This is a genomic window from Arthrobacter sp. NPDC089319, assembly GCF_040684925.1.
In the GTDB taxonomy this organism is placed as follows: Bacteria; Actinomycetota; Actinomycetes; order Actinomycetales; family Micrococcaceae; genus Crystallibacter.
The window spans coordinates 36194-51904 of sequence record NZ_JBFBGZ010000014.1; the positions used below are offsets into that span (position 1 = coordinate 36194).

16 protein-coding genes are annotated in these 15711 nt (G+C 66.8%); 8 read left to right on the forward strand and 8 right to left on the reverse strand.

Translation table 11 applies throughout. The annotated features are described in order from the left end of the window. Positions 1 to 126 precede the first annotated feature (126 nt). Genes AB0N75_RS16775 through AB0N75_RS16785 form a run of 3 tightly spaced genes read left to right on the forward strand, consistent with a single transcriptional unit; the run spans position 127 to position 2759 of the window. Complete coding sequence (locus tag AB0N75_RS16775; RefSeq protein WP_364652085.1) at positions 127 to 843, forward strand: CoA transferase subunit A; 717 nt, start codon at positions 127 to 129, stop codon at positions 841 to 843. A gap of 24 nt (positions 844 to 867) precedes the next feature. Continuing rightward, complete coding sequence (locus AB0N75_RS16780; protein ID WP_364652086.1) at positions 868 to 1569, forward strand: CoA transferase subunit B; 702 nt, start codon at positions 868 to 870, stop codon at positions 1567 to 1569. Further along, positions 1569 to 2759 (forward strand): acetyl-CoA acetyltransferase, encoded by a 1191-nt coding sequence (locus AB0N75_RS16785; RefSeq protein WP_364652087.1) that lies wholly within the window; start codon positions 1569 to 1571, stop codon positions 2757 to 2759. The genes AB0N75_RS16780 and AB0N75_RS16785 overlap by 1 nt, the downstream gene beginning before the upstream one ends. Positions 2760 to 2868: 109 nt before the next feature. Here the strand turns inward: AB0N75_RS16785 and AB0N75_RS16790 are convergent, their stop codons facing one another. The 4 genes from AB0N75_RS16790 to AB0N75_RS16805 form a co-directional block, all read right to left on the reverse strand. Beyond that, a complete protein-coding gene (locus tag AB0N75_RS16790; protein WP_364652088.1) occupies positions 2869 to 3342 on the reverse strand; it encodes a DUF1990 domain-containing protein in 474 nt (157 codons plus the stop codon). A 113-nt stretch (positions 3343 to 3455) separates the two neighbouring features. After that, positions 3456 to 4112, reverse strand: coding sequence for a uracil-DNA glycosylase (locus tag AB0N75_RS16795; protein WP_364652089.1), 657 nt, complete (start codon positions 4110 to 4112; stop codon positions 3456 to 3458). A gap of 272 nt (positions 4113 to 4384) precedes the next feature. Continuing rightward, a complete protein-coding gene (locus tag AB0N75_RS16800) occupies positions 4385 to 4987 on the reverse strand; it encodes a biotin transporter BioY (protein WP_364652090.1) in 603 nt (200 codons plus the stop codon). Between the two features lie 108 nt (positions 4988 to 5095). Further along, positions 5096 to 6082, reverse strand: a complete 987-nt coding sequence (locus AB0N75_RS16805; protein WP_364652091.1) for an LLM class flavin-dependent oxidoreductase — start codon at positions 6080 to 6082, stop codon at positions 5096 to 5098. A gap of 197 nt (positions 6083 to 6279) precedes the next feature. On the opposite strand from AB0N75_RS16805, the gene AB0N75_RS16810 reads away from it, so the two are divergent. Further along, entirely contained in the window at positions 6280 to 6927 is a 648-nt protein-coding gene (locus AB0N75_RS16810) for a class I SAM-dependent methyltransferase (RefSeq protein ID WP_364652092.1), read from the forward strand. 55 nt (positions 6928 to 6982) lie between these two features. Here AB0N75_RS16810 and AB0N75_RS16815 read toward each other — a convergent pair whose 3' ends face one another. Then, positions 6983 to 7171 (reverse strand): DUF1918 domain-containing protein, encoded by a 189-nt coding sequence (locus AB0N75_RS16815; protein WP_364652093.1) that lies wholly within the window; start codon positions 7169 to 7171, stop codon positions 6983 to 6985. Between the two features lie 55 nt (positions 7172 to 7226). Then, complete coding sequence (locus AB0N75_RS16820) at positions 7227 to 7778, reverse strand: thioesterase family protein (RefSeq protein ID WP_364652094.1); 552 nt, start codon at positions 7776 to 7778, stop codon at positions 7227 to 7229. A gap of 123 nt (positions 7779 to 7901) precedes the next feature. Between AB0N75_RS16820 and AB0N75_RS16825 the strand changes: the two genes are divergently transcribed. Further along, on the forward strand, positions 7902 to 8690 hold the full coding sequence (locus tag AB0N75_RS16825) for an IclR family transcriptional regulator (RefSeq protein WP_364652120.1): 789 nt from the start codon (positions 7902 to 7904) through the stop codon (positions 8688 to 8690). 111 nt (positions 8691 to 8801) lie between these two features. Then, positions 8802 to 10721 (forward strand): FAD-binding monooxygenase, encoded by a 1920-nt coding sequence (locus tag AB0N75_RS16830; RefSeq protein ID WP_364652095.1) that lies wholly within the window; start codon positions 8802 to 8804, stop codon positions 10719 to 10721. 90 nt (positions 10722 to 10811) lie between these two features. Here AB0N75_RS16830 and AB0N75_RS16835 read toward each other — a convergent pair whose 3' ends face one another. Together AB0N75_RS16835 and AB0N75_RS16840 are read right to left on the reverse strand one after the other, a co-directional pair. Further along, entirely contained in the window at positions 10812 to 12041 is a 1230-nt protein-coding gene (locus AB0N75_RS16835; protein WP_364652096.1) for a M14 family zinc carboxypeptidase, read from the reverse strand. Positions 12042 to 12313: 272 nt separating this feature from the next. Continuing rightward, positions 12314 to 14053, reverse strand: a complete 1740-nt coding sequence (locus tag AB0N75_RS16840) for a BCCT family transporter (RefSeq protein ID WP_364652097.1) — start codon at positions 14051 to 14053, stop codon at positions 12314 to 12316. Positions 14054 to 14171: 118 nt separating this feature from the next. On the opposite strand from AB0N75_RS16840, the gene AB0N75_RS16845 reads away from it, so the two are divergent. Further along, a complete protein-coding gene (locus AB0N75_RS16845; protein ID WP_364652098.1) occupies positions 14172 to 14795 on the forward strand; it encodes a cob(I)yrinic acid a,c-diamide adenosyltransferase in 624 nt (207 codons plus the stop codon). Between the two features lie 66 nt (positions 14796 to 14861). Next, positions 14862 to 15653 (forward strand): IclR family transcriptional regulator C-terminal domain-containing protein, encoded by a 792-nt coding sequence (locus AB0N75_RS16850; protein WP_364652099.1) that lies wholly within the window; start codon positions 14862 to 14864, stop codon positions 15651 to 15653. The last annotated feature ends 58 nt before the right edge of the window (positions 15654 to 15711 follow it).

Consider the following 15711-nt stretch of genomic DNA (forward strand, 5'->3'; position numbering starts at 1 on the left):
GCCGTCGTTGACGTGGCCTGCGCAACACCTCTAGGCTGCCGGATAGAAGGTGTCCACAAGATGGACAACAGAGCAGGAACCGGTGGACCCCCCGCAGGGGAAAGCACTCAACGAGGAGGAAAGCAGATGTCCAAACTGACCGCAGGACCCGCCGCCGCGCTGGCAGGCGTGCTGCATGACGGCATGACCATTGCGGTGGGAGGGTTCGGGCTCTCCGGCATCCCCGCGGACCTGATCGACGCGGTGCGTGATTCCGGCGTCAAGGACCTGACCGTGGTGTCCAACAACATGGGCATCGACGGCAAGGGCCTGGGCGTGCTGATCGAGGCCGGACAGGTGCGCAAGGTGCTGGCCTCCTACGTGGGCGAGAACAAGTTGTTCGCCCAGCAGTTCCTGGCCGGCACCTTGGAGGTCGAGTTCAACCCGCAGGGCACCCTCGCCGAACGGCTCCGCGCCGGCGGGGCCGGCATCGCGGCCTTCTACACCAAGACAGGCGTCGGCACGGTGATCGCCGAGGGCAAGCCGCACCAGGAGTTCGACGGCGAGCTCTACGTGCAGGAGCGGGGCATCGTGGCCGACCTGGCGCTGGTCCATGCGCACACCGCTGACACCGACGGCAACCTGATCTACCGCCACACCGCCCGCAACTTCAACCCGGTGGTGGCCACCGCGGGCCGCGTCACCATTGCCGAGGCCGAGGTGATCGTCGAACCGGGCCAGCTGGACCCGAACCACATCGTCACCCCGAGCGTGTACGTGCAGCGGCTGGTGCAGGCGTCCGGCCGCGTCAAGGACATCGAGCAGCGCACCGTCCGCCCCCGCCCCGCCGTCGTCGGCGCCTGAAGACAACCCCCGAAGGAGAGAACCATGGCCTGGACACGAGATGAAATGGCGGCCATCGCCGCCAGCGAACTGAACGACGGCGACTACGTCAACCTGGGCATCGGCATTCCCACGCTGGTGGCCAACAACCTGCCCGACGGCGTCCGGGTGGTGCTGCAGAGCGAGAACGGGCTGCTGGGCATGGGCCCGTTCCCGTACGACGGCGACGAGGACGCGGACCTGATCAACGCCGGCAAGCAGACCGTTACGGTCCTGCCCGGCGGCTCCATCTTCGACTCGGCCACCAGCTTCGGCATGATCCGCGGCGGCCATGTGAAGATCGCCGTGCTGGGCGCCATGCAGGTCTCCGCCACCGGCGACCTGGCCAACTGGACCATCCCGGGCAAGATGGTCAAGGGCATGGGCGGCGCGATGGACCTGGTGGCCGGCACCCCGCGCGTGCTGGTGCTGACCGAGCACGTGGCCAAGGACGGCACCCCCAAGATCGTCAACGAGTGCTCGCTGCCGCTCACCGGCGTGCGCGTGGTGGACCGGATCATCACGGATCTGGCGGTCTTTGATATTGAGAACGACGGCGGTGCCGCCTCGCTGCGGCTGGTCCGCCTTGCGCCCGGGGTCACCGTCGCAGAGGTGCGGGAGAAGACCGAGCCGGACTTCGCCGTCGCGCCCGAACTGGACGAGGCTCCGGAGACCGCTCTGGAAGCCGCATTGGAAGGAACGCACTGATGAGCCTGCAGGAACAATTCGGCAAGGACATCCTGCTCACCGGCTGGGGGCACACCCCGTTCGGCAAGTTGGTGGATGAGACGCTGGAGTCGCTGATTGTCGGCGTGGCCCGGGATGCCATTGCCAACGCCGGGCTGGAGCCGGGGCAGATCGACGAGGTCTACCTGGGCCAGTTCAACTCCGGCATGGTGCCTCTGGGCTTCGCGTCCTCGCTTGCGCTGCAGGTCTCGGATGAGCTGGCCAACGTGCCGGCCACCCGGGTGGAGAATGCCTGCGCGTCCGGCTCGGCCGCGGTGCAACAGGGCGCCAAGTCGCTGCTGGCCGGCACCGCCCGCAACGTGCTGGTGATCGGCGCGGAGAAGATGACGCACGCCGGTGCCGACGTGGTGGGTGCCGCCCTGCTCGGCGCCGATTACGAGGCGGCCGGCAAGCCGAGCTCCACCGGCTTCGCCGGACTGTTCGCGGAGACCGCCAAGCACTACCAGAAGCGCTACGGCGAGGTGGGCGACGTGCTCGGCTCGATCGCGGCAAAGAACCACCGCAACGGCGTGGCCAATCCCTACGCCCAGCTGCGCAAAGACCTGGGCGAGGAGTTCTGCCAGACCATCTCGGACAAGAACCCGGTGGTTGCCGAGCCGCTGCGCCGGACCGACTGCTCGCCGGTCTCGGACGGCGCCGCCGCGGTGGTGCTCAGCACGGAAGCGCCGCGGTCCGGGGCCGCAGCTGCTGCCGTTCGGCTGGCCGGATTCGGCCATGCCAACGACTTCATGCCGGCCGAGAAGCGCGATCCCACGGCTTTCTCGGGCAGCCGGGCCGCCTGGCAGCGTGCGCTGGGCATGGCCGGTGTGGGCCTAGTGGACCTGGACCTGGCCGAGGTGCACGACTGCTTCACCATCGCCGAACTGATCATGTACGAGGTCATGGGGCTGACCGCTGCGGGCGAGGGCCGGCGGGCCATCGAGGAGGGCCTGGTGTACCGCGACGGCAAGCTGCCGGTGAACCTGTCCGGCGGGCTCAAGGCCAAGGGGCACCCAGTCGGCGCCACCGGCGTCTCGCAGCACGTGGTCACCGCCATGCAGCTTTCCGGCACGGCCGGGGACATGCAGCTGGCCGGTGCCCGGCGCGCGGCCGTGCACAACATGGGCGGGCTGGCGATCGCCAACTACGTCAGCGTGCTCGAAGCCGTCTAGCCAGCGGCCGCTGCCGGTCCACCATCGACTGTACCGATCTGGCCCTTCCGGATTGTCCGGGAGGGCCAGATCGGTGCGGTCGGTCGTGTTTTCGATGCGCCCGTTGTGCTTAACCCAGAGCGCGCAGATACCGCTTGCGGGCGAAGCGCTGCGCGATCAGAAGCAGCGGGTAGAGGGTCCGCCACGGCTGTTGCGGCGCTGCCCGGGTCAGCGAGCGCACCGTGAACTGCACTTCCCCGCCGTCGCGGTGCACGATGAACGCTTCCTCACCGTTGACGGGATGACCCGGCCGGGTGCGGTAGGCGAACCCAACCCGGTCCGCGGTTTTCACGACGGCCACGACTTCAATTGGCTCCTCGATGCTCACGCCGAGCAGGCTGGCCGTGATGAGAACCTTCTCTCCTTGGCGCACCGGACCCCTTGAGTCCAGCGAAAACCCGCTCGCGGTTTTCACTTTCCAGCGCAGCACGTCCCTGGTGGCCCGTTCCCACAGGTCATCCCCGCTACCCATGACCGCGGAAACCTCCGAGCGGCGGAACGCAGGGTTGGGTGGCGGCCATACCGCGAGCTCGGGGCTGGTCATTCCGGGCTCCGGACTGGTCATGCCGCGGCCTCCGGGCCGGTCGCTACGCAAGGTCCGGTCCGGTTATGCCGCGCATCCGCGCATCCGCGCAGCCGGCGCAGTCGTGCTCGCAGTCATTGGTTCCTCCGGATGACGCCGGTATCCAGCAGGTCCTGCAGGCCTTGCCGAAAGAGTTCCTTGCCGCCGTGGGCGGGGTGGCGGATCTTGGGCACGTCCAGCCCGCTGGCGGTAACGCTCCGGTGCCCGATGTTCCCCACCGCCACGACGGAGTCGATCCCGAACAGCCGGGCCAGGTCCTGCCAGAAGATCAGGCCGGCCGCGATCTCCGGTGCCGAGGGCGTGCGGTTGGACTGCGGCCGCCCGGGCTGGTGAGGATGGAACGGATAGGCGCTCCACAGCAGCGGCAGGAAGTCCAGTTCCGCCAGCACGTTCCACATCACCGTGGCGGAGGGCTCGGCCGGCACGGTCAGCACCTCCGGGGGCATCGTGTACCCGTTGTCCGGCCCGAACATGCCGAAAGGATCGTTGCCGGAAATCAGCGCCTTGTTGGTGAACGGGACGCCGGTGACGGTCATGCCGCGGTAGCCCGGGGCCTCCCCCACCAGCAGGACGCTGGGCCGGCGTTCCAGCATCTGCTCGAAGTAGCGGGTGATGTTATGCCTGCGGGCCGCGTTCTCAGGCAACTCCGTAGAGAAGAAGTTGCGGCTGGCGGGCCCGGCTCTGAAACTCCCCAGCCGTTCCACGAACTCCCGGATCCCCTGCTCCGTCATCGATGCCGTCCCATCATGCTTCGAGCCTAGCTTCGGGGTGGGCGCCGATCGAACGGACACAACGAGTGGTGAGGTGGGTTTGCGCGCGGGGGGATATGGGGTTTGTGCGCGCGGGGAGGTGGGTTTGCGCGCGTGCATTAGCGCGGCTACAACTGGGTCTCGCCGCGCACACAACAAACGCCGGCACCCACGGCGAGGAAGAATCCCCACCCGGGCACCGGCGTCGTGCTGTGAAGTTGTCAGGCTGCGGCGCGAAGCCTGCCGCCCATCCGCTAGGCGCGGGAGGAATCCTTGGGCAGCCGGGCCGCCAGCTTCCAGGCGGCCGGCATGGCGGCGGCCGCGATCAGGGACTTCACGATGCCGCCAATGATGAACGGGTACAGGCCCCACTCGAGCGTCTGCTGCAGATCGGCGCCCAGCGAGATGGACAGCCAGGCCATGCCGAAGACGAAGGTGGTCACGGTGCCGGCGAGGAAGGAGACCGTGGCGCCCAGGAACTTCTTGTCCCAGTTGCGCTTGGCCAGCCAGCCGGTCAGGCCTGCCGCCGCAACGAAGCCCACCAGATAGCCGCCGGTCGGACCAACGGCAGCGGCCAGGCCCGAGGAAGCCTCAGAGAACACCGGCATGCCGGCGACACCGGCAACCCAGTACAGCGCCATCGCCAGCATCCCGCGGACCGGGCCGAGGGTGCTGCCGACCAGCAGCACGGCCAGGGTCTGGCCGGTGATCGGGACCGGCCACAGAGGCACGGCCAGCTGCGCCATCACGGCGGTCAGGCCGGCGCCGCCGATAACCAGGGCGGTGTTGGTCAGGGCGGTGCTGGGGACGAGGGCATCGGCCAGAACACCCTGGCGTGCGACGACGGCTGTACTCATGTTTGCTCCTTCTCGAGGGGTCTATCCCTGCGATACTCCGGATCCGGATTTGGCACCACTGTACCGGCAGCCCCGAACGGCATCACGGTTTGTGGCGCAGATTACGGCTCAGGCGGCAATGCCTCGGGCCTGCGCGGTCAGCTCCAGGGCGCGCAGCCGCTGCGCGACGGTCGGGGCCTGGAACGCCACGATCAGCTCGTCGGCACCGGCGTGCTTGGCAAATCCCTCCAGGTACTCCGTCACGGCATCGGGCGTGCCGACGGCCGAGTACTTGACCATCTGCTCCACGTGCTGGCCCTGCGGCGAGTCCAGGATCAGGTCGGCTTCCTCGTCCGTGAACTTCCGGTCGCGGCCGAACAGCAGTGAGACCCGGCTGCGCCGGACAATCCGGAACTGCTCCTGCGCCTCCTCGTTGGTGTCCGCGGCGATGGCATTCACGCCGGCAATCACGTACGGCTCGGCGAGCTGCTCCGAGGGCTGGAATTCGCGGCGGTAAGCGGCCACGGCATCCTGCAGCGCATTCGGCGCGAAGTGCGAGGCAAACGAGTACGGCAACCCCAGCGCGGCCGCCAGCTTGGCGCCGAACAGCGAGGAACCCAGGATGTACAGCGGCACGTTGCTGCCCTTGCCCGGAGTCGCGTCCACGCCCTTGATCCGTGTTTCTCCGGTGAGGTAGCCCTGCAGTTCCAGCACGTCCTGCGGGAACGAATCTGCGCTCATCGGATCGCGGCGCAGCGCTCTCAGCGTGTTCTGGTCGCTGCCCGGTGCGCGCCCCAAACCCAGGTCGATCCGGCCCGGGTGCAGCGCCTCCAGCGTGCCGAACTGCTCGGCAATGGTCAGCGGGGCATGGTTGGGCAGCATGATCCCGCCGGCGCCCAGCCGGATGGTGCTGGTGTGCGCGGCAACGTGGGCGATCAGCACGCTGGTGGCGGAAGACGCGATCGAGGCCATGTTGTGGTGCTCGGCGTACCAGACCCGCCGGTAGCCCAGTTCCTCGGCCCGCTGCGCCAGTGCCACGCTGCCGGCCAGGCTTTCGCCCACGGTTTCGTTCGTTCCGATGGTTGCCAGGTCAAGGATGGACAGAGGTACGTTCACGCCGGCAGGCCTTTCGTTGCGGGATGACCCACGGTAGTTGCCGCGGGCACACGTCGGGCATAACGACGGCGGTGCCCGCCTTATTTCTTCCCCTCCCCCTCGGCGGGTCGTGGCTGACGGCCAGACCATCGCCGTCGTGCGGATGAAGCAGCCGAGGCGTTCTGTGCGGAGCGTCCCCCGGCGTAAAGTCTGAACGCATGGAACACAGCCATCAAGGCCAGGCGGAGGATCCAGACCAGTTCTGGGAGTCCTTTTACGCCGAGCGGGACCAGATCTGGAGCGGCCGACCCAACGCCATGCTGGTCCGCGAGCTCTCCGGTCTGCGCCCCGGCACCGCCCTGGAACTGGGATGTGGCGAGGGCGCTGATGCCATCTGGCTCGCCGAACAGGGCTGGCAGGTCACCGGTCTGGACATGTCCGGGCTCGCCTTGCGGCGGGCAGCCCGGCACGCTGAGGACGCCGGGGTGGCGGACCGGATTCAATGGCGCCGGCAGGACCTGGCCGGCTGGGAAGCCGCCGAGCAGTACGATCTGGTCTGCGCGCAGTTCCTCCACTCACCGGTCGAGCTGCCGCGGAACGCGATCCTCGCAGCGGGAGCCCGCGCCGTCTCCCCCGGCGGTGAGCTGCTGATTGTCGGCCACGAATCGTTTCCGCCGTGGTCCAGGCATCCCGAGCCGGAGGAAGCGCTGCCCACCGCGGCCGAGCTCGCCGCTGAGCTTGGGCTCGACGGTCCGGGCTGGACCCTGGAGACAGTGGACTCGGTGGAGCGCGACGTCACCGGACCGGACGGCGACAGCGGCACGGTGACGGACAGCGTGCTGCGCGCGCGCAAGCTGGCTGTTTAGCCGGCAGCGCGTTTGTCACCGGGTGGCGCGCGCTGGCGAGCCTGCCCGGCAGCGCTTATCCGGCCGCGTGCTCGATGCTGCAGTCGGTGCCTGGGAAGACCACGCTCTCGTGTCCGTCGTCGAATCTGACGAAGTAAGGCGGGGCGCCGCCGGCGCCGCGGACCTCGATGACTTCACCGTGCCGGTCCGAGGATTCCACCGTCTTTCCCCTGATGACGATGCGGTCTCCGGGTGCTGCGATCATGACCGCTCACCTCCCTCCCCCATAGCGTAGGGCAACGAGGTGCCGCCGACCAGAGTCAGCGCACCCAGCGGTGCGGAGCGGGACGCCGGGTGCTGGGCAGCGCGTTGTTCTCCCGCCATTCATGCAGCCACTCGGGCAGCACCAGGTCGGCCGGCGGTTGCTGGCCGGTCGCCGCGAAGATCTCCTCATTAGCAACCGGCCCCTGCTGGGACACCAGCCGGGTGGCAACGTAGGCGCGGGCATAGATCTCGCCGCCGGATACCATGCGCTGCTCAAAATAGATGGCCCGGTCGTCGAAGCCGATGATCCGGGTTTCAATGCTGTACCGCTGGCCGAGCGTGAGCGACTTGCGGAAGGCTATGGTCTCCGCACTGACCACCGGCGACCAGCCCTTGCGGCGGAAGACGTCCCAGACGCCGGCGCGCACCATCAGCTCGAAGCGCCCAAGGTCCATCAGCGAGAAGTACATCCCGTTGTTGACGTGCAGGGCAATGTCGATGTCGGTAGGCAGCACCCGCAGGGGCAGGGTCGACGAATCCCAAATTCCCAGCGCGGGCCGGCGTCGCGCCATGACAAGCAGCAACAGTGTACGGAAGATCAGGTGCATGCCGTCATGCTACCCGCTGGTAACTTAGCTGCCCAGCACCCGTGTCGGTCGCTTGCGACGACGGGCCTGCGGGCGGCTGGGCCATGCTCCGTACTCACGGACTAAACTTCTGCTGTGCAGAACATGAACATCGTGAAGAAGCCCGGCTACGCAGTGGACTCCGTCGACCGGGCGCTGCAGCTGATCATGCTTCTCCAAGAGCGGGACTGGCTGCGGATCACCGACGCGGCCAAGGCACTGGACGTGGCCCCGTCAACCGCCCACCGGCTCATGGCCATGCTGGTGTACCGGGGTTTTGCCTTGCAGGATGACCAGCGGCGCTACTGCGCCGGTCCGACCCTGCGAACCGACCCCGCCGCCGACCCTGCCCGTAGCGCCGCCACGATCGCCCGCCCACATCTTGAGGCGCTGGCGCTCTCAGTGCGCGAAACGGTGAACCTCGTTGAGCGGGTCGGCGTCACCGCCCGCTACCTGTTCACGGCCGAGGGCCCTCAGTTGCTCCGGGTCGGCAACCGCACCGGCACGGTCCTTCCGGCACACCTCTCCTCCGCCGGCAAGGCCATCCTGGCCACACTGCCGGAGCCGTCGGTCGCGCAGCTCTACACCGGCCGGCAGGCGCAAAAAACCGGCGGCAGCCTCGCAGCGGCGGAGCTGGAGGGCCTGCAGCGCGAGCTGGCGGAAGCGCGGACTCGGGGTTACGCCGTCAACCTCGGGCGCACGGAAGCGGACCTCGCGGCGGTCGGCGCACCGCTGGCCACAACGGATCGGCCTGCAGCCCTGGCCGTATCGATCAGCTCGCCGTTGTCCCGCAGCGGAGATATCCAGCAACCGCAGGTCATCCAGGCCCTCCATGCCACCTGCGAAGCAGTGTTGGGCGACCTTCAAGCGGAAGGCGTTCCGCCCTCCCCATGACATTCTGCCGGACAGAATCTCTTGGCTGATGCGTTGCGCCGGTCACTACCATGTGGTGCAACGCGACCGACGCAGCCCGCAGACGAGGGCCAACCAACCAGCAGGAGCATCATGCAGTTTTATCTCGACGGCTACCATCCAGGCGACCCCGAACTACGGCCGGCCGCGGAAGGCCGCCCGGACAGCCAGGGCGTAATGCCGGACGAGGTGGATGTCCTGGTGGTTGGTACCGGACCGGCGGGGGTAGTGCTGGCCGCCCAACTGGCCGAGTTCCCGGGAATCACCACGCGTGTGGTGGAACGGCGGGAAGGCCCGCTGGCGCTGGGGCAGGCCGACGGCGTGGCCTGCCGGACGGTCGAAATGTTCAACGCCTTCGGCCTGGCCGAGCGCCTGGTCCGCGAAGGGTACTGGGTCAACGAAACCGTGTTCTGGCGGCCGGATGATCAGGACCGTTCACGGATCGTCCGCAGCGGCAGGGTCCAGGACGTTGCGGAGGGGTTGTCCGAGTACCCGCACGTGATCGTCAACCAGGCCCGGATGCAGGACTATCTGCTGGAGCACATGCGCAAGTCCCCCACTCGGCTGGAACCGGACTACGGCTTGGAAGTCACCGGCGTCGAGGCCGAAGGATCGGGTGACTACCCGGTCAGCGTCACCATGCGCCGGACCAACGGCGAGGAACCGTCGGAAGAGGTTACCGTCCGCGCCAAGTACGTGGTGGGTTGCGACGGCGCCCGCAGCTCGGTCCGTCGGTCGATCGGTTTGGAACTGCGCGGAGACGCCCGCAATCATGCCTGGGGCGTGGCTGACGTCCTGGCCATCACCGACTTTCCGGATGTCCGCTTCAAGGCTGCCATCCAGTCGGCACAGGATGGCAACATCCTGTTGATCCCGCGCGAAGGCGGCTACCTGATCCGCCTCTACGTGGACCTGGGCGATCTTGATCCGGGCGATCGCGAGGCCCGGCAGCGGTTCACCTCGGACATGATCATCGAGGCGGCGCAGCGGATCCTGCACCCGTACACGCTGGAGGTCAAGGACATCGCCTGGTGGTCGGTCTACGAGGTGGGCCAGCGCATTACCGACCGGTTCGACGACGTCGCACCGGAAGAGCGCGGCCAGCGCACCCCGCGCGTCTTCATTGCCGGCGACGCCTGCCACACGCACAGCGCGAAGGCGGGCCAGGGCATGAACGTCTCGATGCAGGACGGCTTCAACCTGGGCTGGAAGCTCGCGGCCGTCTTGGAAGGCCGCAGCCCCGAGTCCCTGCTGGATACGTACTCGGGCGAGCGCCACGCCGTGGCCCAGGAGCTGATCGACTTCGACATCCGCTGGTCCAAGACCGTGAGCTCCCGCCCGAAGGACCCGAACCGGCCCGACGACGAAGGTCTGGAGCCGGCCGAGCTGGAGCGGCAGTTTGTTGAGGCCGGCCGCTTTACTGCTGGCTTCGCCACCGACTACACGCCGTCGATGATCACCGGTGAGGACACCCATGAGCATCTGGCCAAGGGTTTCCCGATCGGCCAGCGGTTCTACTCCGCCCCGGTTGTCCGGCTGGCCGACGCCAAACCCGTGGGCTTGGGCCACACCGCCCGGGCGGACGGCCGCTGGCGGATCTACGCCTTTGCCGACTCCGCTCACCCCGGTGCGGCAGGCTCCCGGTTGGCCGAACTGTGCCGCTTCCTGGCCGAGTCCGAAGACTCGCCGGTCCGGCGCTACACCCCGGCCGGCGCCGACGCCGACGCCGTCTTCGATGTCCGCGCCGTCCTCCAGCAGGGCCACCGGGAACTGGACGCCAACGACGTGCCATCTTTCCTGTTCCCGCAGAAGGCCCCGTTTGGCCTGAAGGACTACGAGAAGGTCTTCACTCCGGACCAGAAGTCCGGGGAAGACATCTTCGATCTGCGCGGCATCGACCGCCAGCAGGGCGCCATGGTGGTGGTCCGCCCGGATCAGTACGTCGCCCACGTCCTTCCGCTCGACGCGTACCAGGAACTCTCGGACTTCTTCGCCGGCGTCCTGCAGGAGTAAGGGGAACCGACTACAAGCGGCGGCGGACACGTACCCGCAGGTTCCGTGTCCGCCGCCATCAATGTTGTCGCTGCTTAAAGCCCATAGTGCTCAGTCGGCAGAGTCGTCCCAGCCGTAATCCGGGTACTCGAAAAAGTCGTCTCCGTCGAGCGTATCCACCTCGCCGGTGGCCATTGAATCGATCAGCGACTCCAGACCGGTCTGGACCGTCTTAACCAGCATGCCCTTCATCTTCTGGCCGAATGTATTCGACTGGCCTCGGACCTCAAAGAGGACCGTAGCCGAACCGTTCATCGCAAACGCGGAGCGGCCCTGCCCGGCGTATTCACGTTCCTCCGGGTGAAGATAGCGGCCCACAGCGGCCAGCGGCGACTGGGAACCGTAGCTGTCCTTGATCCCGTCTGCCACCGCCAAGGCATACCGCCTGGACTTATCTTGATCAAGCAGCGGCCAGTCCTCCTTGTAGGCAGCACCATCGTTGACACCCAGCGGCGGGTAATCCAAAGCCACGGAAATGTGTTTGCCGTCCTGTTCGCCTCCCGTCTGAACGTTGCAGGGGCCCATGTGGTGTAAATCGACGACGGCGTCTACTTCGCCGAATTCGGCCCGCAGGTCAACATAGACGTCCCTGATGGCCTGGGATTCCGGAGCGAGAAAGAAGCCCGCATCGACCTGGCGTCCCGGCATGTCTTCCGGCTGCGGCACATATTCGAGGTCCGGGTTGAAGTCCCGGTTCAAGTCAAAGCCGGGTACGTCTGTGCCGCCGTTGCCCGTCCGGTAGTACCAGGCAGGGATGGACCCTTCAAGCTGCGGATGCAGGCGCTCCACTTCATCCCAAGACAGCACGTTGGTGCGGCGATTCAGTTCACCGCCATCAGGGTTCACCATGGGCATGGCAATGAGGGTGACTTCTTCCAATGTCCGCTGGGTCTCAGCATCATTGCTGGAGCCTAGCTTCTCGACGATCGCCAGAAGCGCTTCGGTTCCGGTCCGCTCATTGCCATGAACGGCGCTTTGGATGAGCAGCACACGGTCGCCGCTGCCGACACGGGCGGTATAGAGGTCGCGGCCGAGAGAGGACTGGCCCACCACATCCACTTCCACGCGGCCCTCGCTCTTCTGTTCAATACGATCAAGCCGGGACCCGAGCTCCTCATAGCTGGTCCACCCGCTGAACTGCGGGGAGTCCGACGTCTTGCATATTCCGTGGCCCGGCGCGTTGGACTTCACTGGTGCCGCTCCAGCCGGGACGGCGGTGACCATCGTGCATACCAACGCCGCTGCGCCGATGGCGCCGAATAATCTGCTGGGATTGTTCACTGGTTCTCCTGTGGCGAGTGATTGAGACAAGTCAACCGTTTACCCAGAAGAGGCGGTGGTCAAGAGCCACCAGTCCGATTCGGCACGAGAGCAGCGAAGTAGCGGGCCGGCCCCTGTCGACGGACATGACGCGCTGTTGACAATCCGCAGTACGTAACCGCAAGCCAAGGCCCGGAATTGCTCGTCGGCTTTCACGTCTGGGGCCTATCAACCGCGGAGAACAACGGAGCGGGGCCGGTGAACATTCGCCGGCCCCGCCCTTCTTGGTTTAGCTACGGATGGTGTCCGTGTTTCTTTCCGTCGCCGACGTCTTCGGGAAGGCCGCCGGCAGGATGGTTCGGCCCGCCCGAACCATTCGTGAACCGCGGCTCGTCCGCTTCGACCACATTGATTTCCGACGTGGTCGTCGGCACCGCAAACGGCACATTGCTGGGCACACTGACCGCGCCGCGCACCGGCCCCAGGCGCCGCTGCCGCAATGGATCTCGGCGCAGGTCCACGTACAGCGACACGCACAAGCCGATGATGATCAGCACGAAAGGCGTCGAGGCCAGAATGGTGAACGTCTGCAGCGCGTCCAGTCCGCCAACGAACAACAGCACAGCCGCCACCGTGCCGGTGAGAACGCCCCAGAGGATGACCAGCGGCGTCCACGGATCCTTGCGGCCGCGGGAGGACAGCGTCCCGAGCACCACGGCGCCGGCGTCGGCGCCGCTGACAAAGAACACCGCAGTCAGCACCATCACGATGATGGCCGCGCCGATGAAGAACGGATAGTGCTGCAGCACCGCGAAGAAGGCGGCCGCCTCGTTTCCTGCCCCGGCAATGTCTTCCCCGCCCAGTTGCAGGTTGATGCCGGCGCCGCCGAAGATGGAGAACCAGATCACGCTTACCGCGGTGGGGACCAGCAGCACGCCCAGGACGAATTCCTTGATCGTCCGGCCGCGGGAGATCTTGGCAATGAACGTGCCAACGAAGGGCGTCCAGGAAATCCACCAGGCCCAGTAGAAGATGGTCCAGTTGGACAACCATTCGGTGCCGCCGAAAACGGCCGAGTGGAAGCTCATGGGCACCAGGTTGGCCAGGTAGTCACCGATCGAGGCCGGGATCAGGTCAAGGATGAAGACGGTGGGCCCGACGACGAACACAAACAGCAGCAGGACAAAGGCCAGCACCATATTGGTGTTGCTCAGCCATTTGATACCCCGGGAGACGCCGCTCGCAGCCGAAATCACCACGCCCACGGTCAGGACGCAGATGATCAGGATGGGGGCGGCCGCTCCCGGATTTTCGTCGAACTGGCCCGTCCGCAGCAGCGACAGGCCGGCGGCGATCTGCAGTGCGCCCAGGCCCAATGAGGTCGCGGAACCGAACTTCGTGCAGATGATGGCCAGGATATCGATCGGCTTGCCCCAGCCCTTTTTCTCGATCCGTTCCCTGCCGAAGAGCGCCTGGAAGGGCGAGCTCATCAGGTTGCCCCGGCCCATCCGGTAGGTGGAATAAGCAAGCGCCAGACCCACCACCGAGTAGATGGCCCACGGATGCAGGCCCCAGTGGAAGAGCGTGTAGGCCATCGCGTTGTTCGCCGCCTCGGGCGATCCCGGGGCAGCATCAACGAAGGGGGGCGGCGAGGCCAGGTGCGTGACCGGCTCATAGACACCAAAGAACATCAGGCCGATGCCCATGCCCGCGCTGAACATCATGGAAATCCAGGACAACGTGGAGAACTCGGTCGACTCGCCTTCGCGCGAGAGCGGGATATTGCCATACCGGCCAAAGGCGAGCACCAGCGCAAACGCCACGAAGCCTGTGGCTCCGAGGATGAACAGCCAGCCGAAGGTGCTGGTCACCCAGCTGAGAAGGGCTCCGGCGACTTCGGTAACCTGCTCCGTAGCGAAAATGCCCAGCAGGCAGACGGCGACAATTATGCCGCCCGAAACGAAGAAAACCGTCTTGTCGACGGTCTTCCAGCCCCGCCGCCCGTCGTCCGATTCCTCGGAGACAGTCGGCAAGGGGCCAGTGTATTCGTTGCTCATCATGGTCCTCACTATTGTCACCGGTTGTGCCTTGCGCAGCCCGGGCTTCCTGTGGCTCTTCGATGTCAAACGTCCCGTAAGTATAGTTGCAGGCATGAATGAGCGTGGCGAATCAGCAGCGGACGACCAGACGGCAACCGATCATTATGGAGACACCGGACGCACCGTTTTCGGCAGCCACGGCGAAGTGTCCAAGAACGATCCGAGGGTGGTCGCGCACGCCGAGGTGGATGCCGCCAACGCCGCCGTGGCAGTGGCCATGGCGGGCGGCGGGCTGCCCGCCGAGGTCAACGCGATGCTGGTCAGCGTGCAGAACGACCTGTTCGACCTGATGGCCGACCTGCTGGTGCCGTACCCCAGCAACCTCGCCGTAGACGCGCGGATCATCCCGGAGCATGCGGAGCGGCTGGAACGCGCCATCGAACACTTCAGGCAGGAAGCCGACGATCTCAGCGGCATGCTTCTTCCCGGAGGAACACTCTCCGCCGCACTGCTCTACCAGGCCCGCACCGCGGTGCGCCGGGCCGAACGAACGGTGTGGGCCGCACTGGACGAACACGGCGACGTGGTCAACCGCGAGACCGGACGCTACCTCAACCGGCTGTCGGGCCTGCTGTTCGTGATGGGCCGGGCGGCGAACGCCGAGCACGGCGACGTGATGTGGGTCCCGGAGTCCTCCGTGCTGGGTGTACTCGAGGACCGCCCCGACACGGACTGACGGCACCGCTACGCACGGTGTAACCGACATCACGGTCAGGGGGTGCCCCGGGTATCCTCTCCAGTGATGACCATCACCAGCGAGCCCGCTCTCCGGCCCCCTGCAGAGCAGTCCGTGCGCACCTTGGCGCGCGGACTGTCCGTGCTGAGCGTGTTTGACCACGGCAATCCGTCCATGCGCGCCGCCGACGTGGCTGCCCGGACCGGGCTGAACCGGGCGGCCACCGCCAGGGTGCTGCGGACGCTGGTCCAACTGGGCTATGTGCGCTGCCGCGGGGAGAAGTTCGCGCTGACCCATCAGGCACTGGAGCTGGGCTACGGCTATCTGTCCGGCTCTCCCCTGGTGCTGGCCTCCCGCGAAGGCGTCGAGTGGTTGACAGGTGAATTCGAGGAACCGTGCACCGCAGGCGTGCTGGCGGACGGCGACGTCATCTGCATCGCAGCCACCCGGGTTCCCGGCATGATCCGGGCCGGGCTGACCGTTGGCGCACGCATTCCGGCCCATGCATCCTCGATGGGCAAGGTGTTGATGGCCGGACTCAGCGAGGATGAATTCCGTGCCGTCCTGGCGGGCAGCCAGTTCAGCCGGCTGACCGAGCAGACCATCGACAGCACCGAACGCTTCCGGCTGGAGATCGAGCAGGTCCGCCGGCAAGGCTACGCGGTCAACGACAGCGAACTGCAGTCCGGCCACCGCACCGTTTCCGTGCCGGTCAGGGACGCCGCCGGAGCGGTGATCGCCGCCGTCGGCGTCAACATGCTGGCCACCCCGGACACCCTGCACGCGGCGACCGCCGCCCATCTTCCACCGCTGCGCCGTGCGGCCGAGCGGATCGCCGAAGGCTGCACACCCGTTTAACGCCACGACGGCTGTGCCGAGGGTGGGATGCGAATCCTCACCCAGGCACCGCCGTCGT